General features: G+C 73.5%; 22 protein-coding genes. 11 read left to right on the plus strand and 11 right to left on the minus strand.

What is annotated here, in order from left to right:
• The first annotated feature begins 5 nt into the window (after nt 1-5).
• The 3 genes from ACZ51D_RS36615 to ACZ51D_RS36625 all read left to right on the plus strand — a co-directional run bounded on the left by ACZ51D_RS36615 (nt 6) and on the right by ACZ51D_RS36625 (nt 3,045).
• Nucleotides 6-2,024, plus strand: coding sequence for a phosphocholine-specific phospholipase C (locus ACZ51D_RS36615; protein ID WP_465618221.1), 2,019 nt, complete (start codon nt 6-8; stop codon nt 2,022-2,024).
• A gap of 93 nt (nt 2,025-2,117) precedes the next feature.
• Nucleotides 2,118-2,591 (plus strand): VOC family protein, encoded by a 474-nt coding sequence (locus tag ACZ51D_RS36620; protein WP_465618223.1) that lies wholly within the window; start codon nt 2,118-2,120, stop codon nt 2,589-2,591.
• A 4-nt stretch (nt 2,592-2,595) separates the two neighbouring features.
• Nucleotides 2,596-3,045 carry an SRPBCC family protein gene (locus ACZ51D_RS36625; RefSeq protein ID WP_360504515.1) on the plus strand — a complete coding sequence of 150 codons (450 nt, stop codon included), beginning with the start codon at nt 2,596-2,598 and terminating at the stop codon, nt 3,043-3,045.
• A 38-nt stretch (nt 3,046-3,083) separates the two neighbouring features.
• On the opposite strand, the gene ACZ51D_RS36630 is transcribed toward ACZ51D_RS36625, so the two are convergent.
• The 3 genes from ACZ51D_RS36630 to ACZ51D_RS36640 all read right to left on the minus strand — a co-directional run bounded on the left by ACZ51D_RS36630 (nt 3,084) and on the right by ACZ51D_RS36640 (nt 7,031).
• Nucleotides 3,084-4,364 (minus strand): FUSC family protein, encoded by a 1,281-nt coding sequence (locus tag ACZ51D_RS36630; protein ID WP_465618225.1) that lies wholly within the window; start codon nt 4,362-4,364, stop codon nt 3,084-3,086.
• Nucleotides 4,365-4,513: 149 nt separating this feature from the next.
• Nucleotides 4,514-5,248: a polyprenol monophosphomannose synthase gene (locus ACZ51D_RS36635; RefSeq protein ID WP_465664695.1), complete on the minus strand. Its 735-nt coding sequence runs from the start codon at nt 5,246-5,248 to the stop codon at nt 4,514-4,516.
• Between the two features lie 205 nt (nt 5,249-5,453).
• Complete coding sequence (locus ACZ51D_RS36640; RefSeq protein WP_465664696.1) at nt 5,454-7,031, minus strand: N,N-dimethylformamidase beta subunit family domain-containing protein; 1,578 nt, start codon at nt 7,029-7,031, stop codon at nt 5,454-5,456.
• 390 nt (nt 7,032-7,421) lie between these two features.
• On the opposite strand from ACZ51D_RS36640, the gene ACZ51D_RS36645 reads away from it, so the two are divergent.
• Complete coding sequence (locus tag ACZ51D_RS36645) at nt 7,422-9,323, plus strand: APC family permease (protein ID WP_465664704.1); 1,902 nt, start codon at nt 7,422-7,424, stop codon at nt 9,321-9,323.
• A gap of 62 nt (nt 9,324-9,385) precedes the next feature.
• Here the strand turns inward: ACZ51D_RS36645 and ACZ51D_RS36650 are convergent, their stop codons facing one another.
• The 3 genes from ACZ51D_RS36650 to ACZ51D_RS36660 all read right to left on the minus strand — a co-directional run bounded on the left by ACZ51D_RS36650 (nt 9,386) and on the right by ACZ51D_RS36660 (nt 11,440).
• Complete coding sequence (locus ACZ51D_RS36650; protein ID WP_465618231.1) at nt 9,386-9,655, minus strand: GlsB/YeaQ/YmgE family stress response membrane protein; 270 nt, start codon at nt 9,653-9,655, stop codon at nt 9,386-9,388.
• A gap of 176 nt (nt 9,656-9,831) precedes the next feature.
• A complete protein-coding gene (locus ACZ51D_RS36655; RefSeq protein ID WP_465618233.1) occupies nt 9,832-10,632 on the minus strand; it encodes a HEAT repeat domain-containing protein in 801 nt (266 codons plus the stop codon).
• A 97-nt stretch (nt 10,633-10,729) separates the two neighbouring features.
• Nucleotides 10,730-11,440 (minus strand): TetR/AcrR family transcriptional regulator, encoded by a 711-nt coding sequence (locus ACZ51D_RS36660; protein ID WP_465664697.1) that lies wholly within the window; start codon nt 11,438-11,440, stop codon nt 10,730-10,732.
• A gap of 120 nt (nt 11,441-11,560) precedes the next feature.
• Between ACZ51D_RS36660 and ACZ51D_RS36665 the strand changes: the two genes are divergently transcribed.
• Nucleotides 11,561-12,769, plus strand: coding sequence for an FAD-dependent monooxygenase (locus ACZ51D_RS36665; RefSeq protein ID WP_465664698.1), 1,209 nt, complete (start codon nt 11,561-11,563; stop codon nt 12,767-12,769).
• A 13-nt stretch (nt 12,770-12,782) separates the two neighbouring features.
• On the opposite strand, the gene ACZ51D_RS36670 is transcribed toward ACZ51D_RS36665, so the two are convergent.
• Nucleotides 12,783-14,609 (minus strand): hypothetical protein, encoded by a 1,827-nt coding sequence (locus tag ACZ51D_RS36670; RefSeq protein ID WP_465664699.1) that lies wholly within the window; start codon nt 14,607-14,609, stop codon nt 12,783-12,785.
• Nucleotides 14,610-14,976: 367 nt separating this feature from the next.
• On the opposite strand from ACZ51D_RS36670, the gene ACZ51D_RS36675 reads away from it, so the two are divergent.
• On the plus strand, nt 14,977-15,603 hold the full coding sequence (locus ACZ51D_RS36675) for a CBS domain-containing protein (protein WP_465618241.1): 627 nt from the start codon (nt 14,977-14,979) through the stop codon (nt 15,601-15,603).
• Between the two features lie 175 nt (nt 15,604-15,778).
• Nucleotides 15,779-16,429, plus strand: a complete 651-nt coding sequence (locus ACZ51D_RS36680) for a LamG domain-containing protein (RefSeq protein ID WP_465618243.1) — start codon at nt 15,779-15,781, stop codon at nt 16,427-16,429.
• A 72-nt stretch (nt 16,430-16,501) separates the two neighbouring features.
• Here the strand turns inward: ACZ51D_RS36680 and ACZ51D_RS36685 are convergent, their stop codons facing one another.
• Nucleotides 16,502-16,891 carry a hypothetical protein gene (locus ACZ51D_RS36685; protein WP_465618245.1) on the minus strand — a complete coding sequence of 130 codons (390 nt, stop codon included), beginning with the start codon at nt 16,889-16,891 and terminating at the stop codon, nt 16,502-16,504.
• A 152-nt stretch (nt 16,892-17,043) separates the two neighbouring features.
• On the opposite strand from ACZ51D_RS36685, the gene ACZ51D_RS36690 reads away from it, so the two are divergent.
• Nucleotides 17,044-17,376, plus strand: coding sequence for an SHOCT domain-containing protein (locus tag ACZ51D_RS36690; RefSeq protein WP_360504495.1), 333 nt, complete (start codon nt 17,044-17,046; stop codon nt 17,374-17,376).
• 136 nt (nt 17,377-17,512) lie between these two features.
• Here ACZ51D_RS36690 and ACZ51D_RS36695 read toward each other — a convergent pair whose 3' ends face one another.
• Nucleotides 17,513-17,923 carry an organic hydroperoxide resistance protein gene (locus tag ACZ51D_RS36695; RefSeq protein WP_360504493.1) on the minus strand — a complete coding sequence of 137 codons (411 nt, stop codon included), beginning with the start codon at nt 17,921-17,923 and terminating at the stop codon, nt 17,513-17,515.
• A 162-nt stretch (nt 17,924-18,085) separates the two neighbouring features.
• On the opposite strand from ACZ51D_RS36695, the gene ACZ51D_RS36700 reads away from it, so the two are divergent.
• The 3 genes from ACZ51D_RS36700 (at nt 18,086) to ACZ51D_RS36710 (ending at nt 20,322) form a co-directional block, all read left to right on the plus strand.
• Nucleotides 18,086-18,559, plus strand: a complete 474-nt coding sequence (locus ACZ51D_RS36700; protein ID WP_360504491.1) for a MarR family winged helix-turn-helix transcriptional regulator — start codon at nt 18,086-18,088, stop codon at nt 18,557-18,559.
• 354 nt (nt 18,560-18,913) lie between these two features.
• Complete coding sequence (locus ACZ51D_RS36705) at nt 18,914-19,486, plus strand: RNA polymerase sigma factor (RefSeq protein ID WP_360504489.1); 573 nt, start codon at nt 18,914-18,916, stop codon at nt 19,484-19,486.
• Between the two features lie 407 nt (nt 19,487-19,893).
• A complete protein-coding gene (locus tag ACZ51D_RS36710; protein ID WP_465618249.1) occupies nt 19,894-20,322 on the plus strand; it encodes a hypothetical protein in 429 nt (142 codons plus the stop codon).
• Nucleotides 20,323-20,382: 60 nt separating this feature from the next.
• On the opposite strand, the gene ACZ51D_RS36715 is transcribed toward ACZ51D_RS36710, so the two are convergent.
• The gene (locus tag ACZ51D_RS36715; RefSeq protein ID WP_465664700.1) at nt 20,383-21,042 is read right to left on the minus strand and encodes a GAP family protein; all 660 of its coding nucleotides are present in this window, start codon (nt 21,040-21,042) and stop codon (nt 20,383-20,385) included.
• Nucleotides 21,043-21,249: 207 nt separating this feature from the next.
• A complete protein-coding gene (gene argG, locus ACZ51D_RS36720; protein WP_360504483.1) occupies nt 21,250-22,662 on the minus strand; it encodes an argininosuccinate synthase in 1,413 nt (470 codons plus the stop codon).
• Nucleotides 22,663-22,937: the final 275 nt, after the last annotated feature.

The raw sequence follows: 22,937 nt of genomic DNA on the forward strand, positions 1-22,937 counted from the left end.
TCGTGATGCCCGAGCTCTCCCGCCGCACCTTCGTCGGCGCCACCGCGGCGGTCGGCGCCACCGCCCTGACCGGCCTGGCCGCCGCCCCGGCCGAAGCCGCGTCCGCCGCTGGCACCGCCGAAGCCGCCCCCGCTCCTGCCCCCGCCGGATCCGACCGGGCCACCGGCACCATCAAGGACGTCAGGCACGTCGTCGTCCTGATGCAGGAGAACCGTTCCTTCGACCACTACTTCGGTACCCTCGCCGGCGTCCGCGGTTTCGGCGACAAGCAGGCGCTCCGGTTCCCGGACGGCACCGACGTGTTCCGCCAGCCGGACACCCGCCGCAGTGACGGCGGCGCGATGCTGCCGTACCGGATGGACACCGCCAAGTACAACGCGCAGAACGCCGGCGGCCTGGCCCACGACTGGGCGACCGGCCACCAGGCCATCAACAACAGTGCGATGAACAAGTGGATCGCCGCCAAGGGCGAGCGCACCATGGGCTACTTCACCCGCGACGACATCCCCTACCAGTACGCCCTGGCCGACGCCTTCACCGTCTGCGACGCCTACTTCACCTCCCTCGCCGGCCCCACCGACCCCAACCGCCTCTACTTGTGGACCGGCACCTCCGGCCCCGGCCGCGACGGCACCACCGGCCCGTGGATCGACAACACCCCGGTCACCGACAACCCCGTCGCCGACTGGACCACCTACGCCGAGCGGCTGCAGGCGGCCGGCGTCACCTGGCGCGTCTACCACAACCCCAGCAAGGACGACCGCACCGGCGACTACGACGACAACGCGCTCTCCTACTTCAAGCAGTTCCACGCGTTCGCGCCCGACGACCCGCGGTACGTCAACGCGATGACCAAGTTCGACCCGGCCGACTTCGACCGCCACTGCAAGGACGGCACCCTGCCGACCGTCTCCTGGCTGGTCGCGCCCTACCTGTTCTCCGAGCACCCGGAGGCCGGACCGGCCTACGGCGCGCACTGGGTCGACCAGGCGCTGCAGTCGCTGATGTCCAACCCGGACGTCTGGCGGCACACCGTCTTCCTGGTCATGTACGACGAGAACGACGGCTACTTCGACCACATGGTCCCGCCCACCCCCGAGCCCGGCACCCCCGAGGAGTTCACCCAGGGACGGGCCATCGGCCTCGGCAACCGCGTCCCGCTCTGGGTCATCTCGCCGTGGTCGCGCGGCGGTTGGGTCAACTCCCAGGTCTTCGACCACACCTCGGTGCTGCGTTTCATGGAGCAGGTCACCGGCGTGGCCGAGCCCAACATCTCGGCCTGGCGCCGGGCCGTCTGCGGTGACCTCACCAGCTGCTTCGACTTCGCCGCCCCCGAGTACTCGATCCCGAAGCTGCCCGACACCAAGGCCCTGATGGCCAAGGCCGACGCGGGCGCCAAGCTGCCCGGTGTCGCCCTGCCGGCGGTCGGCGCCCAGTCGATGCCCGTCCAGGAGCGCGGCGAGCGCCCGCACCGCCCCCTGCCGTACCAGCCGTGGGCCGACGTGGAGGTGGACCGGAAGACCGGCAAGGTCACCTGCACGATGAGCAACGACGGTTCGGTGGCGTTCCCGTACACCGTCTACCCCAACATCGTGTTCCCCTTCGCGGGCACCCCGTACACCGTCGCCCCCGGCGCCACCGCCCGGTACGTCTGGGACGCGGCCGCCACCGACGGCCGCTACGATTTCACCGTCCACGGCCCGGACGGCTTCGTCCGCCGCTTCGCCGGCACGGTGGTCCGGGACGGGCAGGACGGCCAGAACGACATCGGCGTGCCGATCGTCACCGCCGACCTGCGCGGCAACGGGAAGTTCAGCCTCCAACTGGCCAACGACGGCATGACCGACGTGGCCTTCACCGCCGCGCCCAACGACTTCGCGGGCACCGCGCAGACCGTCTGGGTCAAGCCCGGCAAGCAGGCCGACCTGGCCTGGCCGCTGGACAGGCAGGGTCGCTACGACGTCATCGTGACCGCCCACACCGGTCAGCGCTTCACCCAGCGCTACGCGGGCTGGGTGCACTGATCCGTGCTCCCGCCACGGCCGTGGGGCGCCGAACCGGTGACCCCCGGCCGTGGCTCGGCCTTCCTGTCGGGCCCCGCCGCTACCGTCGGGCCCATGCAGAAAATCAGCACCTTCCTCTGGTTCGACGACCAGGCCGAAGAGGCCGCCGCCTTCTACACCTCGGTCTTCCCCAACTCCCGCATCACGCAGGTCACCCACTACGGCGAGGCCGGCCCCCGCGAGGCCGGCTCGGTCATGACCGTCGCCTTCGAACTCGCCGGCCGGGAGTACGTCGCCCTCAACGGCGGCCCGGAGTTCACGTTCACCGAGGCCGTCTCGCTGCAGGTGGAGTGCGAGGACCAGCGGGAGATCGACGAGCTCTGGGCCAAGCTCACCGCCGACGGCGGCCAGGAGGGCCCGTGCGGCTGGCTCAAGGACCGCTTCGGCCTGTCCTGGCAGATCACGCCGCGCGTCCTGCTCGACCTGATCGGCGACCGCGACCGGGCCAAGGCCGACCGCGTGATGGCGACCGTGCTGCGGATGCAGAAGCTCGACATCCGGCAGCTGCTCGACGCGGCCGAGGGCTGATGCCGTGACCGCCTCCGCCCACCGCGCGATCGTCTACCTGCGGGCCGCCCCCGAGCGGGTCTGGCACGCGCTCACCAACGCCGACGAGTCCGGCCTCTACTGGGGCCACCGCAACGTCTCGACCTGGCTGCCCGGCGCGCCCTGGGAGCACCAGCGCACCGACGACTCCGGGATCTCCGACGTCGTCGGCACCGTCGAGGCCGCCGACCGCCCGCACCGGCTGGTCACCACCTGGGCCGGCCCGCAGGAGCGGCGCCCCGGCGGGCCCTCGCGGGTCACCTTCGACATCCGCAGCTGGCAGGACCTCACCCGGCTCACCGTCACCCACGAGAACCTCGCCGACGAGGCCGAGCGGACGAACGCCGAGGAGGGCTGGGCGGCGGTGCTCTCCAACCTCAAGACCTACCTGGAGACCGGCCACCCGCTCCCGCAGCAGCCCTGGCTGATGCCCTGACGCCCTGAGGCCCTGATGGCCTGAGGCCCCGCAGGCCGTCAGCGCCCGGCAGCGGATCGGCGCCCGGCCTCCGCTGCCGGGCGCCCCGCAGTTCCCCGCCCGCGCCCCCGCCCCCGCTCGCCGCGCAGGAACCGGCGCAGCCCGGCGAACCGCGCGAACCGCTCCCGGTTCGCCACCGACGCCCGGTCCAGCTCCTCCATCAGCCGTCGGCTGCGGTGCTCCAGGTCCAGCTCGTCCAGGATCCGGTCCACCTCGGCCAGTATCGAACCGTGCAGCTGCCAGGCCTCCGGGTGCTCCTGCACCTTGCGCAGCAGCACCGGGGCGACGTTCTCCCGGCAGGCCCAGGCCGCCGCCAGCTCGGCGGTCAGCCGGGTCTCCGCCTCCTCGGCGCTGCGGCTCACCTGGGTGGTCACCAGCACCGCGAAGCTCACCATCGCCCCGCCGACGTGGTCCAGCAGCTCCTCCAGGCCCACCGCGACGTCCGGTGGGAAGAGCCGCTCGCCGGGCGCGCGCCGCTTGGCCAGGTCGGTCAGCGAGCGGGCCAGCACCCGGATCACCACGACGCAGATCTCCAGGGTGTCCAGCCCGGTGCGCAGCACCAGCCGGGACAGCAGCCCCTCGCTGATCCGGGGGTTGAACCGCAGGCTGTCCTCGGCCTGCCGCAGCGCCGCGTCCACCTCGGAGATCGCCTGGTCCAGCCGGCGGGCCTCGTGCAGCCGCTCGGCGGCCCGGGCGACCGGGGTGGGCCGGCCCAGTTCCTCGGAGATGTCGACCAGCAGCTGCCGGGCCCGCCGGGCGAGGTCCTCGATCGACTCCCCGGCGGTGTCCACCCAGACCGGCGGCGCGAACACCAGGTTGAACAGCAGGCCGACAGCGGCGCCGATGAGCGTCTCCAGCACCCGGTCCCAGGCCTGGGAGGCCAGCTTGGTGACGCCCAGGATCAGCATCGCGCTGATCGCGACCTCCTGGACGAACTCCTCGACCCGGACGAACCGGCCGACGACCAGCGAGGCCAGGATGATCAGCCCGAGGCTCCACCAGGAGAGTCCGACCACGGCGCTGAAGCCGATCGCGATCAGCACCCCGACGACCACCGAGTTGACCCGGCGGATGCTGGTCTTGAGCGTCGAGTAGACGGTGACCTGGACCACCAGCAGCGCGGTCAGCGGCGCCGTCAGCGGGGCGGGCTCGGCGCTGAGCTGCGTCGCCACCGCGTAGGCGATGGTGGCCGCGACGGTGGCCCGCATGGTCTGGACCACGAAGGGTTCCCGCGCGCTGCGGCGGATCAGGGCCGTGAGTGACTCCGGGAGAAGGGCCATGTCGCCCTTCTTTCCCCGCCGCCGCCCTTCACACCGGTCCCGGGCCCGTCCGGCACCCGTATGAGCCCGGATGAACCCGTATGAACCCGCAGGACCCGTGAAAACGAGCGGTTCCGACCGGCTACTGGTCGCCTTCCGGCTGCCTCCGGTCAGTTGCCGCGGTGGAAGCGCAGCTTCCAGGGGGCCAGCGCGGACTCGACCTGCACCCCGATGCTCATCTTCGAGGCGCCCTCGATCCGCTCCTCGAAGCGGATCGGCACCTCGCGGATCGTCATGCCCTGCTTGACCACCCGGTAGTTCATCTCGACCTGGAACGAGTAGCCGTTGCTCTGCACGGTCGGCAGGTCGATGGCGCGCAGGGTGCTCGCGCGCCAGGCCTTGAACCCGGCGGTGGCGTCCCTGACGCCCAGGCCGAGGATGGTGTTGACGTAGAGGTTGGCCCAGGCGGACAGGGCCTTGCGGTGCCAGGGCCACTCGGCGGCGGTGGAGCCGCCGGTGACGTAGCGGGAGCCGATCACCACGCCGGTGTCGTCGGTGAGCAGGGTCCGCACCATCTCGGGAATCACCGAGGCCGGGTGCGAGAGGTCGGCGTCCATCTGGACCACGACGTCGGCGCCCTCGTCCAGGGCCCGGTCCATGCCGGCCAGGTAGGCGCGGCCGAGGCCATTCTTCTCGGTGCGGTGCAGCACGCCGACGGTGCCGCCGGAGTCCGCGGCGAGCTTCTCGGCGATCTCGCCGGTGCCGTCGGGCGAGTTGTCGTCGACCACCAGGAGGTGCAGGTTCGGCACCGGAAGCTCCGCGATCAGGCCCGCGAGGACCGGGAGGTTCTCCCGCTCGTTGTACGTGGGGACGACCACAACGACCTTGGGGGAGGCCTCGACCATGTTCTGTTTCCCTCGTGCACTCGCCGGTCGGCACCCGGGCCGCACCGGTCGGTTTGCCTGGACGACCTGCGCTGGTTGGACCGGGTGAGTGTATCGGGGGCGCGGGCCCCCTCCTGCCGCGGGCGGCGGTCGGACGTCCGTTCGACCACGATGCGCTCCCGCGGCGGGCCGCCCCCGCCCGGAACGGTGTCCGGAGAACTCGCCGCTACGCCGTGCCGTAGACGGCGCCGAGGTTGTCCTGGGCCGGGTGGGTGCGGGCGGCCGGGCCGGCGGCGAAGGTGCGCAGGACGTTCTCGGTGGTCCTGCGGACCAGGTCCCCGGCCTGGGCGTCGATGCCGTGGTCGGCCTTGCCACCGCCGGGGCCGTGGGCGTCGAGGGTCTCGACCCAGCGCATCGTGCCGGAGGCGAAGACCCCGGCGCCGCCGGGCACGGTGTAGTAGGCGGTGTCGGAGTGGGAGTGGCGGCCCTCGCAGACCACGGGGGAGTGGGCGATCACCTCGATCGGGCGCGGGGTGGGGAAGGCGGTGTCCACCCGGTCGTACTCGACGCCGACCAGGTGCGGGAAGGACGCCCCGGCCGCGACGCCCGTCCCCTCGAAGGCCCAGTGCCCGGGGGAGGTGACCACGTACGGGGCGTCCACCGGGTAGCCGTCGTAGATCACGCCGAGCATCGAGCTCTCCGGGTCGGCGCCCGGGTCGGCCCGGAAGTCGGTGGTCGCCGGGGCGCCCGCCTGGTACCCCGGGTCCTGCGCCCAGGCGCCCTTGTAGCAGACCACCGTGCGCTCCGGGCCGAGGTCGGTCGGCTCGAAGCGGACCCGGCGGAAGCAGCAGTTGGCGCCCAGGATCGCCAGGTTGGTCCCGGCGTCGCGGGCGGCGACCACCCGGGCGCGCTGCTCGGGGGACCAGTACTCGTCGTGGCCCAGCGACACCACGGTGGTCGCGCCGGTCAGCAGCCCGGGCTCGCGGGCCACGTCGATGCCGGTGGTGTAGGCGAGCGGCAGACCCAGCCGCTCGGCGAGGGCGACCAGCGGCGCCTCGTAGACCAGGAACAGCCCGGCGCCGTGGTCGTAGTCGTACGGCCGGTCGAAGACGACTTTCAGCGAACGGGTGGCCAGGCCTCCGGTCGGGCCGTTGTAGAGGCTGTAGCCGCCCCACTCGTTGTAGGCCTGCCAGGTCGCCGGGGCGCTCATGATCACCGTCTTCCCGGCGGTGACGGCCGAGCGGACGGTGAGCGGCACGTAGCGGTGGCCGGAGCCGTCCTCGGTGTCCAGGCGCAGCAGGTACGCGCCCTCGGGCCAGCCGGTGGTGTCCACGGCGAGGGTGCGCTGCCAGCCGGTCAGCACGGTGCGGGTCGCCGGGTCGACGTGCGGCGCGGGCTGCTGGTCGCCGGGGACGTGTTCGCGGCGCCAGACCAGGCGGGCGCGGGCGCCGTCGTACCAGCCCATCCGGTAGGCGGAGACGGTGAACGCGGAGGCCGGGGTGGAGACGTGCAGGCCGAAGCTCTCGCCGGGCAGCACGCTGACCCGGTCGGCGAAGCCCGCGATGGCGGCGTCCGGGCCGGGGTCGGTGATCTCCCAGCCGGGCGTGCCGGGCAGGGCCTGCTCGTGCTTCAGGTCGTTGGTCGCCCCGGCGTGCCGGCCGGCGTCCCCCGCGCCGGGGCCGGCCGGTGGTTCGGCGGAGGGGTGCGGGGCCGGTGCCGGCTCCGGGTGACGGGCACCGCAGGAGGTGACGGCGGCTGCCATCAGGCCCAGGCCCAGGATCCCCCGCCGGCTCGGTACCGCCACCGCGGCCTCCCTCTGGTTCGCAGCTGTGTCGATGGTGTCGATCGGCCCGCGCCGACCCGGAGCGTCAACCTCGTGCGTCAATGCGCGCGGACATCCTCACCCGTTCCGGAGGCCGAGTCCGGGTAAACGCGCCGGGCCGCCGGGCACGGCCGGACGCCGCCCGCCGGCCGGGAGGGCCGTACGGGCGCACCCTGGCGTGTTGGCCCGCGCGGTTCCCGGGCGGGCCCGACCCGGTCACCTAGCCTGACCAGGCCCGCCGTCCGGCGGCCACAGGGGGTCCGGCCCCGTAGGCGGCCGACCGAGTCGTGGACAGGGGTGTACGTGGTCTCGTCGGGTTCGGCCGAACCGGGGGCGCCGTCCCGGCCCAAGGGCGGGCGGTTCCGGGCGTGGATGCTCGAAGGCCTGGCGGACAGGGCCAAGCAGCACCCCGGCCCGCACGCCCAGGTGCCGCACGTGAAGGGGCAGCGCTGGTGGCGGGTCATGTGCCTGACCGGCCTGGACTACTTCTCCACGCTCGGCTACCAGCCCGGCATCGCCGCTCTCGCGGCCGGCCTGGTGTCGCCGCTGGCGACCATCGTGCTGGTGATCGTCACCCTGCTCGGCGCGCTCCCGGTCTACCGGCGGGTCGCCCAGGAGAGCCCGCACGGCGAGGGCTCGATCGCGATGCTGGAGCGGCTGCTGTCGTTCTGGAAGGGCAAGCTGTTCGTCCTCGCGCTGCTGGGCTTCGCGGCCACCGACTTCATGATCACCATCACCCTGTCCGCCGCCGACGCGAGCGCGCACCTGGTCGAGAACCCGCACCTGCACAGCGCGCTGACCGGCAAGGAGGTCCTCCTCACCCTGATCATGATCGCGCTGCTCGGCGGGGTCTTCCTCAAGGGCTTCGGCGAGGCGATCGGCCTGGCCGTGGTGCTGGTCGCGGTCTACCTCGCGCTGAACGTCGTGGTGGTCGTCGACGGGCTCTGGAACGTGCTCAAGGCCCCGCACCTGTTCAGCGACTGGACCGACGCGCTCATCATGGAGCACGGCAACGTGATCGCCATGGTCGGCGTCGCCCTGATCGTCTTCCCCAAGCTCGCGCTCGGCCTGTCCGGCTTCGAGACCGGCGTCGCCGTGATGCCGCACATCGAGGGCGACCCCGACGACACCGAGGAGAAGCCCACCGGCCGGATCCGGGGCGCCCGCCTGCTGCTCACCACCGCCGCCGCGATCATGAGCTGCTTCCTGATCGCCACCAGCTTCATCACCACCCTGCTCATCCCGGCCGACGCCTTCAAGAAGGGCGGCCCGGCCAACGGGCGGGCGCTCGCCTACCTCGCCCACGAGTACCTCGGCAGCGCCTTCGGCAGCATCTACGACCTGTCCACGATCGCCATCCTCTGGTTCGCCGGCGCCTCCGCGATGGCCGGACTGCTCAACCTGATGCCGCGCTACCTGCCCCGCTACGGCATGGCGCCGCACTGGGCCCGCGCCGTGCGGCCCACCGTCATCGTCCTCACCCTGATCGCCTTCCTGGTCACCTGGCTCTTCGACGCCAACGTGGACGCCCAGGGCGGCGCGTACGCGACCGGCGTCCTGGTGCTGATCAGCTCCGCCGCGATCGCCGTCACCATCGCCGCGCACAAGGCCGGACAGCGCCGCTGGCGGTCCGGCTTCGCGGTGATCGCGGCGGTGTTCCTCTACACCACGGCGGTCAACATCGCCGAGCGGCCGGACGGCGTCAAGATCGGTGCCTGCTTCATCGCGGGCATCATGCTGGTCTCCTTCCTCTCCCGGCTCAAGCGGGCCTTCGAACTGCGCGTCACCGACGTGGTGCTGGACGACGTCGCGGAGCGGTTCGTCCGGGACTACATGCACCGCCCGCTGCGGCTGATCGCCAACGAGCCGAACAGCCGGGACCTCGCCGAGTACCGGGACAAGATCCACCAGATCCGCCGGGACAACGACATCCCGGTCGAGGACGACCTGGTCTTCGTCGAGGTCACCGTGCTCGACCCGTCCGACTTCGAAGCCGAACTGACCGTGCACGGCGAGGTGATGCACGACCGCTACCGGGTGCTGTCGCTGCAGAGCTCCAGCGTCCCCAACGCGCTGGCCGCCCTGCTGCTGCAGGTCCGCGACCTGACCGGGCAGCAGCCGCACATCTACTTCGAGTGGACCGAGGGCAACCCCTTCGCGCAGTTCCTGCGGTTCTTCCTGTTCGGGCAGGGTGAGATCGCACCGGTCACCCGCGAGGTGCTGCGCGAGGCCGAACCGGACCGCTCGCGCCGTCCGGCCGTGCACGTGGGCTGAGCGGTACGGCCGCGGGGTGCGGCCGTACCGCTCAGCCCGGCGGGCCGGCCGGGGCCACGAGGTCAGCGGCTGTGGTGGGACCTGCTCCAGGCGGGCGCGACGAAGGCCACCAGGCCGACGGCGAAGGCGAGTTGGAGGATGTGCCGAATCCAGTCGATGCCCGAGGTGTGGCGGACGCCGACCCAGCCGGAGACGGCGTTGCCGAGCCAGGCCCCGGCGGCGCCGAGCAGCATGGTCAGCCACCAGGGAATCGCCTGCGGGCCGCGCAGGATCAGCTTGGCGAGCACGCCGAGCACGAAGCCGATGAGCAGAATCCACAGGAGCTGGAACATCGCAGTCCACCTTCCGGGCGCCACCGGAGCCGACCGGCGCGCCGAATCGCCGAATCGCCAAAGACGCGGTTTGTCCCATGCTCACCCGGATCGGCCGGACGGGCACGTCGGCGGAGAGCGGCGCAGGTCACCGATGGGATGCGCGTCTCCTGACGGCTTCCGGTGGCGGCGGGGCCTCAGCGGTCCCGCATCGCCTCGACGGCCTCGCGGACATCCGGGTCCGGATCGTCCGCGAGGCCGTCCAGCAGCCCGGCGGCGCCCGGGGTGGACCAGGTGCCGACGGTCCAGACCAGATCCTCGCGCACGCCCGGATCGGGGTGCGCGGCCAGGCGGGCCAGGGCGTCCACCGGGCCGCGACGGCGCATCGCGAACCAGTGCAGGGCGGCCCGCAGCTCGGTCGGGTCGCCCGGGTCGCCGGCCGCCTCGATCCGGGAGAGCAGGACGGGGACGGGCGGCGGCGGACCGTCCAGCGCGTGCGGCCGGCGCTCGCGCAGCCGACGTCCGCCGTACTCGCCGCGGATCCGGCAGCCGAAGCAGGTGCAGGGCCGGGTGCCGTGGGCGTTCGGCAGGTAGCGCCAGCCGGCGACCTGCGGCACGGCGCGGATCCGGTGCACCTCGCGGGCGCCCACCGCACGCGGCAGGAAGACCTCCCAGCCGCGCGGATCGGCCAGCGCGCCGATCCGCCGCACCGCCTCGGCCGCGGACACCGACTGCTGGGCGCCCTTCGCTCGGTCGCGGTAGTGCCCGGCCAGGACCTCCTGCGCGTCGTCCAGTCGGACGTGCACCGCGACCAGGGAACCCTTGGGTCCGAACCTGGCCAGCTCGCGCAGCCACTGGTGGGTCACCGTGTACGAGGGCAGCACGGGGAAGCAGTAGAGCCCGCGCGCTCCGCCCTGCCCGCGGCTGTCGGCCCGGATCCCGGCGCGGCGGATGCGCGGCGCGTTGGCCGCGGCGGTCAGGTGCACGAACATCGCCATGGGGCGCGATGGTAGCGGGCGGACGGGCGGTGGTCCGAGGGGTTTTCCGGGTGCGCGGCTGAGCCGGATTCTCGCGGTCAGGCCTGCCGGGTGTGGCTCAGGTCTGCCGGGTGCGGCGCTCGATCAGGGCGGCCAGGCCGTCGAGGATGCGTTCCAGGCCGAAGTCGAGCGCCTGGTCGCGCCCGCCCGGGTCGGCCATGGCGGCCGCGACGGCGGGGTAGCGGTCGGCGTGCCGGCGCACCACGGTGTCGAGGACGCTGAGGAGTTCGGCCTCGGGGGAGCCGGCGGGTCCGGCGGCGCGGGACTGCTCGGCGATCCCGCGCACGTGCCCGGCGAGCAGGACGGCGGCGTCCATCCGCTCGGGGCCGGTCAGCCCGTGGCCGTCGAGTGCGGCCACCACCCGCTCCAGCCACGTGAGTTCCTTCGGGCCGACCACCCGGGGGCCGACGGTGGCGTCCAGCAGCCACGGGTGCCGGGCGAAGGTGGCGGCCAAGTGGACTGCCCAGGCGGAGAGTTGCTCCCGCCAGTCGGCGCCGTCCGCGGGCCGTGGGGGCTCGTCGACGGCCGACTCGACCATCAGGGCGATCAGTTCGGCCTTGCCGGGGACGTAGCGGTAGAGCGACATCTTGGTGAAGTCGAGCAGCCCGGCCACCCTCTGCATCGACACCGCGCCCAGGCCCTCCGCGTCGGCGACCTCGACGCCGGCCGCGGCGATCCGCTCCAGGGTGAGGGCCGGCTTCGGCCCCCGGGTCGGCTTGGCCGGCGGCTCCCAGAGCAGCCGCACCGTGTCGTTCGCCGCCTCGCTCATCGTCCGCTCCCGTCGTGCTGCCTTGGGGGTTGCCCTCCATTCCAACTGTGTCTACCGTACACAGCAGCAAACAGTGTCCGCCGGACGCAGTTTTCCGAATCCTCGGACGGAGTGGTCCCCATGAGCACCAAGATCCTGATCTCGGGCGCGAGCATCGCCGGCCCCGCGCTGGCCCACTGGCTGGGCCGGTACGGCTTCGAGGTGACCGTGGTCGAGCTGGCCCCCGCACTGCGCGACGGCGGCCAGGACGTCGACTTCCGCGGCCGCACCCACCTGACCGTGCTGGAACGGATGGGCGTGCTGGACGAGCTGCGCCCACTCGCCACCGGTGGCAGCCCGATGACCTTCCTGGCCGCCGACGGCAGCCGACTGCTGCACCTGCCCGCCGAGTTCGCGGGCGGCGACCTGGAAATACCGCGCGGGGAACTCGCCCAGCTGCTGTACCGGCACAGCAGCGCCCGCGCCGAGTACCTCTTCGGCGACTCGATCACCGCGCTGGAGGAGACGCCGAGCGGAGTCCGGGTCGCCTTCCGGCACGGTGCGCCGCGCGAGTTCGACCTGGTGATCGGCGCCGACGGGCTGCACTCCAACGTCCGTCGGCTCGCCTTCGGCCCGGAGGAGCGCTACGTCCGCCACCTCGGCTACTACGCGGCCACCTGGCAGCTGCCGAACGGCCTCGGACTGCCGGTCGGAACGGTGGGACTGAACGTCCCCGGCCGGCTGATGGCCGTCGGCGCCGCCCACCGGGACCCGAACCGGGCGGGCGCCTTCTGCCTGTTCGCCTCGCCTGAGCTGCGCTACGACCGCCACGACCAGGCGCAGCAGAAAACCCTGGTCCGGGCCGCCTTCGCGGATCTCGGCTGGCGGGTGCCACAGCTGCTGGAAAGCCTGGACGCCGCCCCCGAGCTGTACTTCGACTCCATCAGCCGGGCCGACACGCCCACCTGGTCGAGCGGCCGGATCGCCCTGATCGGCGACGCCGCCTGCGGCGCGACCATCGGTGGCATGGGCACCGGGACGGCGGTGGTGGCCGCGTACGTCCTGGCGGGCGAGCTGGCCCGGGCGCGCGGTGACCACCGCGCCGCCTTCGAGCGGTACGAGACGCTGCTGCGCGGCTACGCGCAGGGCTGCCAGAAGGGCGGCGACCGCACCGGGCCGTTCCTGGCGCCGCGCACGGCGACCGGGCTGCGGTTCCGCAACGCGGTACTGAACCGGCGGTGGGCGCTGGAGAAGATGCTGGAGCTGGGGAAGAAGGTCAGTAGCGTCGAACTTCCGGACTACGAGGCGGAGTTGTCAGGTGCAGCAGGTGCCGCGGGTGCGGCAGGCTGAGCGGCGCGGGGGTTCAGTGCAGCGGGCCGATGCGGGTGCCGTTGTCGAGGAGCGCCTCCACCTGGACGGCCGCGCGGGCAGGGCGCTCGACGGCGAGGGTGTGGTCCGCGGCGGGCCGGTCGGCGGACCAGTCCGGGCCCTTGACCGAGAGTCGGGTGACGCGGCGGCTGCCCGCCGCGAGCAGGTACTCCGTGCCCTGCGGGGAGCGCCACCAGGCCCAGGCCACCGTGTCCTGCTCGAAGCGGCTGCACGCCCGGCCCGGGCCGCCGCCGGTGCGCTGCGGTCCGCGGGCCGCCGGCAGGACGACGGCGGTGGCCGCGCTGCCCTCGCCGTTCCAGCGGTCGGCGCGCAGGCAGACCCAGGCGGCCGAGCCCGCGTTCTGCGGCAGCGGCTGGACGGCGAAGGCCCACAGGTCGAGCTGCTTGACGCCCGGTTTGCCGTCCGGGACGGCGCAGCCGGCCCGGGCCCAGGCCTGCAGCGCGTCCTGGGCGGTCGCCTCGTGGGGTTCGCGGGTCGGCTGGGAGCGGTCGGACTGGGCGGGCTGGGGGCGGTCCGGCGGCGCGGCGTAGGTGAGGTGCGCGGGGACGAGGCCGCCCAGGTCGGCCAGCAGGAAGGCGTGCTTGGCGACCACGGGGGAGGAGTGCAACTGGAGCAGGGTGGCGCCCTGGCAGTCGGCGGGACCGCCGCCGGCGGCCGGGGTGGTGATGCCGTCGGGGTGCTCCAACGGGCGGGCAGGGGCGTCGGGTTGGTCGATCCGACGGGTCTCGGCGGCGTCCACCCAGGGCGCCAGCAGATACCGGACGGCGGTGCCCTGGCGGCGCAGTGCCACCGCGCCCGCCGTGGTCAGGTCCGCGTCGTCGGCGCGGGCGAGGTCCAGACCGCCGTCGCGGCCGTCGGTGTAGCGGGCGATCCGCCGGCCGTCGTACAGCACCACCACGCCGGTGCCGTCCACCGTCCCGGCGAACAGCAGCTGCGGTGCTTCGGGGGGCGGCGCGGCGGTGGTGCCCGGCTCGGTGCGGGTCCGCGGTCCGGGCTGCGCCCAGGCGGCCAGGGCGTGGCCGAGCAGCGCGCCGTCCTCGCGGCGGTCGCCCCGGGCGGGCCAGGCGGAGAAGTCCACCCGTGCGGTGTGCTGCCACGCGTCGGGCGCCACCCGGACCAGCCGGGCCGGATCGGCGGCGCCCGGGGCGGGCCCGGACGCCGGTCCGGTGGGCGTCGCGGGGCCGGATCCGCCCAGGACGGCGGCCGTGGTGGTGAGCCCCAGCACGCCGACCGCCAACGCCGCGGTCAGCGTCCGGCGGCGGCGCAGCAGGTCGGTGGGCTGCACTCGGACCGCGCACGGGTCGAAGGCGGGTGGCTGCGGGTCCGGGCCGGACGGGACGGCGGCGGCCGCGGTCACCGCCTCGTCCGGCTGTGCCACCCCCGCCTGCCGCAGCACCTCCGCGGCCTCGTCCGCGTCCAGCTCCTCGACCGTCCGCAGGGCGAACGCGGCCCGGGCCGGGGCGTCGAGCGCGGCGAGCGCGCGGTCGAGTTCCGCGTCCTCCTCGCCGCCGTGCGGGGTGAACAGCCGCAGCCCCCAGACCCGGGGCGCGAACAGGCGGGCGGCCGGGTGCGGGCGGAGCGCGGCGCGCAGGACCCGCAGGCGCAGCGCGGCGTACACCGGGTCCGCTTCGGCGGTGCCCGATTCGTCACGGCGGGTCCAGCGGAAGGGCAGGGCGCGCTGGACGGCGGCGTGCGCGGCGAGCACCCGGGTGTGCCGGTCCCGGTCGGCCGGCAGAGCGAGGTACGCCAGCCGGACCAGCCTGCTGTAGTGGCGCACCAGCGCGGCCTCCGCCCGGGCCACGGGACGCGCCGCGACCCCTCGGGCCGGCGCTGCCGCGCCCACCGTCCGTCCTGGCAAAGGGGCCTCCCGGGAGCCGTGGTGCTGTCGTGGTGGACGGTCCAACGAGTCGATCATGTGATGGTTGCGCCGTCCGGGGATCCCGGCGGGCGATCGGAAGCGATCGAGGGGTGCGCGGAGCTCCGGTCGGGGCCGTGTACCAGGAGCGGGCCGGGGCCCAAGGTCCCACCCGTTCGGCCCCTTGGCCCCTGGCGATCCGCGCGGCCGCGCGCCATGCTGCCGGTAACCGGCCGGGACGATCCGCGCCCGGTCGGACCAGCACTGTTGGACGAGGTGAACCGGCGTGCGGCATGCCACTGTCGAATCCGTGATGACCAGCCCCGTGGTCCTGGTCTCCCCCGAGACCGGGTTCCGGGAGATCGTGACGCTGCTGAGCGAGTACGACATCACCGGGGTGCCGGTGACGGACCCGGAGGGGCGGCCGCTCGGCGTGGTCTCGGAGGCCGACCTGCTGCGCACCCTGGCCGCGCAGGAGGACCCGGGCAGCCTGCTGCCGGCGCCCGAGTCGGTGCAAGCGGGCCCGGGCGGCGAGGTCACCGCCGCCGACCTGATGACGACCCAACCGGTCTGCACCACCCCCGGCACCAGCGTGGTCGCGGCGGCCCGCATGATGAGCCGGCACGGACTGAAGCGGCTGCCGGTGCTGGACGAGGAGGGGCGGGTCATCGCCATGGTCAGCCGCGGGGACCTGCTGCGGGTGTTCCTGCGCGAGGACATGGTGATCCGGCGGGAGATCGTCGAGGAGGTACTCGGCCGGATCGACGGGGTCAGCCCGGCGGAGATCGGGGTGGAGGTCAACCAGGGCCGGGTGGTGCTCAGCGGCACCGTGCCCGAACCGCACCTGGTGCCGATCGTGCTCAACCTGTGCCGCTCGGTGGACGGCGTGGTCTCGGTGACCGACCGGCTCGGTGCCGGGGGCGCGGCGACGGTCGGCTGATCCGGCTTCCGGCTACCGGCTTCCGGCCCTCGGTTCCGGCCTGTCGGCTCCGTCGGCTGTGGGTGCCGGCTCGGACCCGGGCGGTCCACTTCGCATACAGCGGAGCGTATCGGGTAACTCACCCTGTGTGCCCGGCTGATGACTGCCGGGACATCGGTGCACCGGGGAGGCGGCCGTGACAGTCGTGTTCGACGCGGACTTCACTTCGACCAGGCAGTGGATCACCGGGCGCAGCAGCGCCTATCCCCGGATGGGGCCGACCAATCGGAGCGACCACAAGCTCGACTACCTCGTCCGCGGGTACTGCCCCGGCGGACTGTTCACCGCCACCCGGCGGCACAGCGGCGGGCTGTGGAGCTGCAACCTGCTGACCACCGAGGGCAGTCCGGACGGTTTCCAGGTCCGCACCGGGGACGTGCTGTCCGCGCGTGTGACGCTGCCCGTCGAATTGGGCGCGTGGCCGGCGATCTGGACCTGGCGGGACGGCGGCAACGAGGTGGACGTCTTCGAGTACCACCCCGACAACCCGGACCTGCTGGAGATCTCCAACCACGTCCGGGGCGGTTTCCGGTACTGGCACGGCGGCGGTGTCGGGATCGGCCCCGGGGCGACCTTCGGCCTGCGGGTGGTGCTCGGCGCACACTCGGTGGACTGGTACGTCGAGGACGAGCTGGTCTACGCGGACCTGCACGGGGTGGGGTCCAACTGGCACGCCTACCTGATCGTCAACCTGTCCGTGGCGGACGGGACGTACCACGACCGGCCGCCGATCGACGGGCCGGACCGGCTCAGCTGGGTCTGCCACAGCTTGCAGGTCGAGCGCTGAGACGGACGGACCCTTCGGCCTGTGGTTCGCGGCGTGTGCGGCTTGCTGTTCACGGCGCGTACGGCTTGCTGTTCACGGCGCGAAGGCGGCGGTGATCGGGCCGTGCGGGCCGAAGCGGTGGAACCAGACCGCGCGGCGGTTCCGGCCGATGTGGGCGGGGTCGGTCACGTACAGGTCGTCGCGCGGGGCGTGCTCGTTGCCCGGGGCGAGGGCCGCGTCCACGGCCTGGTCCGCGAGTTCGCGCAGCAGGGCGGTGGCGGTGGCCTCGGCGGCGGACGGCGCGATGGCGAGGGCGGCGAGTTCGGCCCAGAGCGCGGTGGCGACGTAGGTGATCGGGGAGTGGCCGAGCCTCGGGTGGGGGCTGGGGTCGGTGTGGCGCCGCAGCACGCCGGCGGCGACGAGCTGCTCGGGGGAGCGGCCGTCGTCGGGTGGATGGCGGGTCGTGGGCGGGTGCCGGTTCACGAGCGGCACGCTACCCCCGTGGGTGCGTGCCAGGGCGCCGGAACGTTTTTTCAGGCTTTCTTCACGGCACTTTCACCGGTGCCGGGCGCACGATGGTGGTAAGGCGCTGATCACCTCGGCGGGCCCCGACGGGGCCGGAGGAGGAGGTCCTGATGAGGCACTGGCATGGGTTCGGGCACGGCCACGGCATGGGTGGCTGGGGCGTCGGGATGATGGTGATCGGGACGTTGCTGGTCCTGGCGTTGATCGTGGTCCTCGCCGTCGCCCTGTTCCGGTACGTCTCGCGCTCGCGGCAGCCGATCCCGCCCGGTCCGGCGGCACCGGGCCCCGGCGGTCATGGGCCGGGCGGCTCGCGCGGCTGGGCGTCGGGGCCGACCCCGGAGCAGATGCTCGCGGAGCGGTTCGCGCGGGGCGAGATCGACGCGGAGGAGTACCGGCACAGACTGGAGACGCTGCGCTCGGCGAACGGGCCGGGAGGAGGCTGAGCCGGCGCGTGTCGGTGTGGGCGGCATCGCGCAGGGCGCAGGGGCGGGCCCGCCGCACGTGCTGTGCGGCGGGCCCGGTGTGCCTGCGAAGGCTTCCGCGCGGTATCGCGACCGGCGGACCCGCGCAGTTGCCCGACTACTCGACGACCAGCTCGACCGGGATGTTGCCCCGGGTGGCGCGGGAGTACGGGCAGACCTCGTGCGCCTGCTTGACCAGCAGCTCGCCGGTCTCGCCCGCGAGGGAGTCGGGCAGCTCGACGCGCAGCACGACGGCGAGGCCGAAGCCGGCGCCGTCCTTGCCGATGGACACCTCGGCGGTCACCGAGACCTCGCTGGTGTCCACCCGGGACTGCCGGCCGACCAGGCCGAGGGCGCTCGCGAAGCAGGCGGCGTAGCCGGCCGCGAACAGCTGCTCGGGGTTGGTGCCCTCGCCGTTGCCGCCGAGCGCCGCCGGCATCGCCAGCGGGAGGTCCAGTCGGCCGTCGGAGCTGACGGCGCGGCCCTCCCGGCCGTTGGCGGTGGCGGCGGCGGTGTAGAGCGCGTCCATGGTCGGTCCCCTTCGTGGTGCTTCACGTTGCTCGGATGGGTGGGCCCGGGGGCGTCGCCGTTGTTCTGGCGGCCTGTCCGGTGCCCTGCCGTGAGATAAGTAGAGCACGCAATTCAATTGCGCACAACTCAATGGCGCGAGTGTGATCGGTACCATGGACCCATGACCACGCTTCCCGGCATGGCGGACGAGGAACTGCTCCGCCTCGACCAGCAGATCTGCTTCTCGCTCAACGCGGCCTCGCGGGCCTTCGGCGGCACCTACCGGGTGCTGCTCCGGGACCTCGGGCTGACCTACCCGCAGTACCTGGTCATGCTGGTGCTCTGGGAGGACGGCGAGCTGCCCGTCAAGCGGATCGGCGAGCGCCTGCGGCTCGACTCCGGCACGCTCTCCCCGCTGCTCAAGCGGCTGGAGGCAGCCGGACTGGTGCGCCGCGAGCGCAGCCCGCAGGACGAGCGGTCGGTCACCGTCGCGCTCACGCCCGAGGGGTCGGCGCTGCGCGAGCGGGCCGGGCAGGTCCCGCGCCGTCTGCTCACCGCGACCGGGCTGCCGGTCGAGGATCTGGCGGCGCTGCGGGGGCTGCTGGAGCGGGTGACCGCCGCGCTGGACTCGGCGGCGGTGGAGCCGGCGCCGTAGGGCCGGGCAGCGCGCGAGGCTGCCGACGGGGGTGGCGACGCGAGGGTGGTGACGCGGGGTGGCGTTGTCGGGTGGCGTCGGGGGTCGGTGTCGCCGCATCGGCGCCATGGGGCTTGTCAAGCCGACGCCCCGCCCGATGTGATCTGGGTCACATAGCCGGTGTTCCGGCGGGGCTGAAGGGCCCGAATCGGCAGGTCAGTCGTGCTGTTCAAAAGTGAACGGAAACGTTCACCAATTGTCCGCCCGATCCGGTCGACATCCCGCGCCTCCCGGACGGTTACACCACGAGCCCCCAAGGGGCCGTCGGCGTGCCACCCGGTGGGCCGGCCAGCTGACCCACGAGAGGGGGCGTGCATGAACAGTCCCGGGCCGGGCGAGGAGCGGGGCCTTCGGGCGGACCCGCTCGGCGACCTGCCGAACGACTTCGAGGCCTTCTTCACCCGCGAGAACTCGGGCTACCTCCGCTACGCCCAGCAGCGCCTGCGGCACCGCGAGGACGCCCAGGACGCGGTCCAGAACGCCGGCGCCACGCTCTACAAGAACTGGCGCCGGGCCCTGGCCAGCGCCGATCCACAGGCCTTCGCCTTCAAGGTCGTGAAGGACGCGGTGGTGGACGTCATGCGCGACCGCCGACGCACCGAACGCAAACGACTGCGGGTGATCGCCCAGCGCAGCCCCGACAACAGCCAGGACGAGCTGGACGAACTCGCCGAACTGGACGCCCTCGACTGGGCGATGGACGAGCTCGCGCGGGCCGCGCCGGTCCAGGCCGATGTGGTCCGACTGCGCCAGGCAGGCCTGTCGTACCCCGACATCGGCCGGTCGCTCGGCATCGCGCACACCACCGCCCGCACCTACTACAGCCTGGGGCGGCGCCACCTGGAGTACCTGCTGGAGCACCCGGACGACGACGAGGCGGAGACGTGAGGGTCGGGGACCTGCTGCGTGCGCACTCCGCCGAGCTGGAGCGGGAGTTCGACGACCACGACCCGGTGGCCTTCACCCGGCGGCTGGCCGAGCGGCTCGCCGCCGCCCGTCGGCCCGCCCCCGCCGTGCGCGAACGCCCCGCCCGTCCGCCGGCCGGCGCCCGACCGCCGCACGCTCCGGCGTCGGGGTCGAGCCCGGGGGTGGGGCTGGGCCCGGGAGCAGGCCCGGGACCTGGTTCGGGACCGGGTCCCGGGCCGGGTTGGGGACCGGCTTGGAGTCCTGGTTCGGGTTCGGGCGGGGCGCCGGGTGCAGGCGCGGGCACGGGGGCGGGACAGTCCCCGTGGGCCGGGCGCCGGGCCGAACTCCGCCGGGACCTGCGGCACCTGTGCGCGGGCGTGGCGGGTGCCGTGAAGCCCGCGGAACTGGCCCTGGACCTCGAACTCGCCGAGAAGACCGCCTTCCGCACCCTCGGCTGCCTGCTGTACGGGATGGGCCGCGCGCCGGACGGCGTCTTCTGGTGGCGGATCGCCGCCCAGTACGGGGACCAGCTGGCCGTGCACTGCCTGGCCGTGCACTACACCGCCGAGGGCGAGCGGCGGGACGCGGCGCGCTGGGCGGCCCAGGCCCAGGACCTCAGCGCCCCGGGCCGGCTGCCGGAACTGGCGCCGGACGTGCGGCCGGGCGGTCCGGCCGAGCTGGCGCGGGTCCTGGCGGAGCGCTACGACGGGGAGATCCTGCTGACGCTGCGGGAGGCGGTGGCGGCGCACCCGAGGACGGACCCCGCAAGGCTGGGCGTCCGGGCGGTACGGGGGCGGGGGGTGGTGCGGATCCGGTGAGGGGCGCGGGCCGACCGGCGCGCGGCCGTGGACCGCGTGCCCTCGGAGACGGGGTCTGGCTCACGTGAGCCCGGAGACCGCGTCGCCCAGGTACTCGGCTCCGAGCACGGCCGGGACCGTGGTCAGGACGGCGGCCTGGTGGGTGGCCGTCCAGGCCCGCCACTCGCCGAGGGTCCGGGCTCCGTCCCGCGGGTGGACCGCGAGCGGCAGGAGCGTGCAGAGCGAGCCGATCGACACCAGCAGTGCCGCGGCCACGGCCTCGGCGCCGGTGCCGGTCGCGGTGGCGGCGATCGAGGCGGCGCCGCCGACGGCCGGGAGCAGGGTCCTCGGGCTGCGCGCGACGAGTGCGAGGGCGAGGCCGGCGGACCTGGCGGGCGAGAAGCGGTCGATCCCCTGCAGCCAGGCGGGCGGCGCCGTGACGTGGCCCGCGCGAGGCCGGTCGTGCCACTGCCGCGCGGCCGACAGCAGGAGCAGCGCGCCGAGGGCGAGCTTCAGCCAGGACGACCAGGTAGGGGTGGTCTGAACCCGGTTCAGCGCGCTGCCGACCGCCAGGGTGACGGCGACCGGCACGGCGAGGCCGAGCACCCAGCCGGCCGTGAAGGCGAGGCCCTTCGTCCGGCCGCGCGGGGTGACCAGGATGAGGATCACGGTGATCAGCGGCAGCGGGCTGAGCGCGACCGCCACCGCCGAGGCCAGCATCGAACCGACCGCTTCACCCATTGCGGGTCCTGCCTTCCCGTCGCCGGGCGCACGTTCGCCATTCAGCTACGGCGGTGCCCGGCGTGCACGGCCGGTGCGGCCGTCGGAGTGAACGGCGGAGGCCGCCGCACCGGTGTGGTGCGGCGGCCTCCGTGGTCGCACCGGATCCGTCGGTCGGTGCGATGCGATGCGTTGTCGCTGTGCGATCTTCGGTCGGTGCCGGGCCCGTCAGTCGGTGCCGGACTCGATCGCCGCGTGGTCGAGCGCGGTGGACTCCTCCGCGTCGCCGGTGCCCGCGGCGATGGGGGCGGCCCCGCCCGGGGCGAGCTCGCCGATCAGGCCGCTCCACGGCGCCAGCTGGCCGTGCACCGCGTACTGCTCCAGCTTGCTGCGCGAGTCCGCGATGTCGAGGTTGCGCATGGTCAGCTGGCCGATGCGGTCGTCCGGGACGAACGCGGCGTCGACGCTGCGCTCCATGGACAGCTTCTCGGGGTGGTAGCTGAAGTTGGAGCCCTGGGTGTCGATGACCGAGTAGTCCTGGCCCCGCCGCAGCCGCAGCGTGACGCTGCCGGTGACCGGGTGGCCGATCCAGCGCTGCATGCTGTCCCGGAGCATCAGCGCCTGAGGGTCGAACCACCGGCCCTCGTAGAGCAGCCGGCCGAGGCGGCGGCCCTGGGTGTGGTAGGTGGCGAGGGTGTCCTCGTTGTGGATGGCGTTGAGCAGCCGCTCGTAGGCGATGTGCAGCAGCGCCATGCCGGGGGCCTCGTAGATGCCGCGGCTCTTGGCCTCGATGATCCGGTTCTCGATCTGGTCCGACATGCCGAGGCCGTGGCGCCCGCCGATGCTGTTGGCCTCGTGGACCAGGTCGACGGCGTTGGCGAACTCCTGGCCGTTGATCCGCACCGGGCGGCCGAACTCGAACTCGACGGTGATGTCCTCGGTCCGGATCTCGACCGCCGGGTCCCAGAAGGCCACGCCCATGATCGGGCTGACGATCTCCATCGAGGCGTCCAGGTACTCCAGCCGCTTGGCCTCGTGGGTGGCGCCCCAGATGTTGGCGTCCGTGGAGTAGGCCTTCTCGGCGGAGTCCCGGTACGGCAGGTCACGCTCGGCGAGCCACTCGGACATCTCCTTGCGGCCGCCGAGCTGGTCGACGAACGCCTGGTCCAGCCACGGCTTGTAGATCCGCAGGTTGGGGTTGGCGAGCAGGCCGTAGCGGTAGAACCGCTCGATGTCGTTGCCCTTGTAGGTGGAGCCGTCGCCCCAGATGGAGACTTCGTCCTCCTGCATGGCGCGGACCAGCAGGGTGCCGGTCACCGCGCGGCCGAGCGGGGTGGTGTTGAAGTACGTCTGCCCGGCGGAGCGGATGTGGAAGGCGCCGCAGGCGAGGGCGGCCAGGCCCTCCTCGACCAGCGCGGCCCGGCAGTCGACCAGCCGGGCCTGCTCGGCGCCGTACGCGCGGCCCCGGGCGGGGACGTCGGCGAGGTTCGGCTCGTCGTACTGGCCGATGTCGGCCGTGTAGGCGTAGGGGAACGCACCGTGCTCGCGCATCCACGCGACGGCGACGGAGGTGTCCAACCCACCGGAGAATGCGATGCCGATCCGTTCACCGACCGGCAGCTTGCTCAAGACCTTCGACATGGATGCACCCTTAGACCCGCGCGAGCGGGACCCTGATTCAGCGATATGTGACGGGATTCGGCGTATTCGATCCGATGCCCGAACTGTGGCATAGATTTGCAGAGCAACGCAAGAGCATACGATCGAGTCGATGCGGGTGACTGCTTGCGGAGCCGCCCTCCGTCGACCGCCGGTCCGCTCAACTCACCTGCGCTGCGGCGTGGTTGGTGGCTCGCTGGACGGCCGTCGGCCCGGTGCCGGGTGCGGTGGGCAAGATCCGGGCGGAGCACGGAAGA

It is taken from the genome of Kitasatospora sp. NPDC033851, assembly GCF_055576085.1.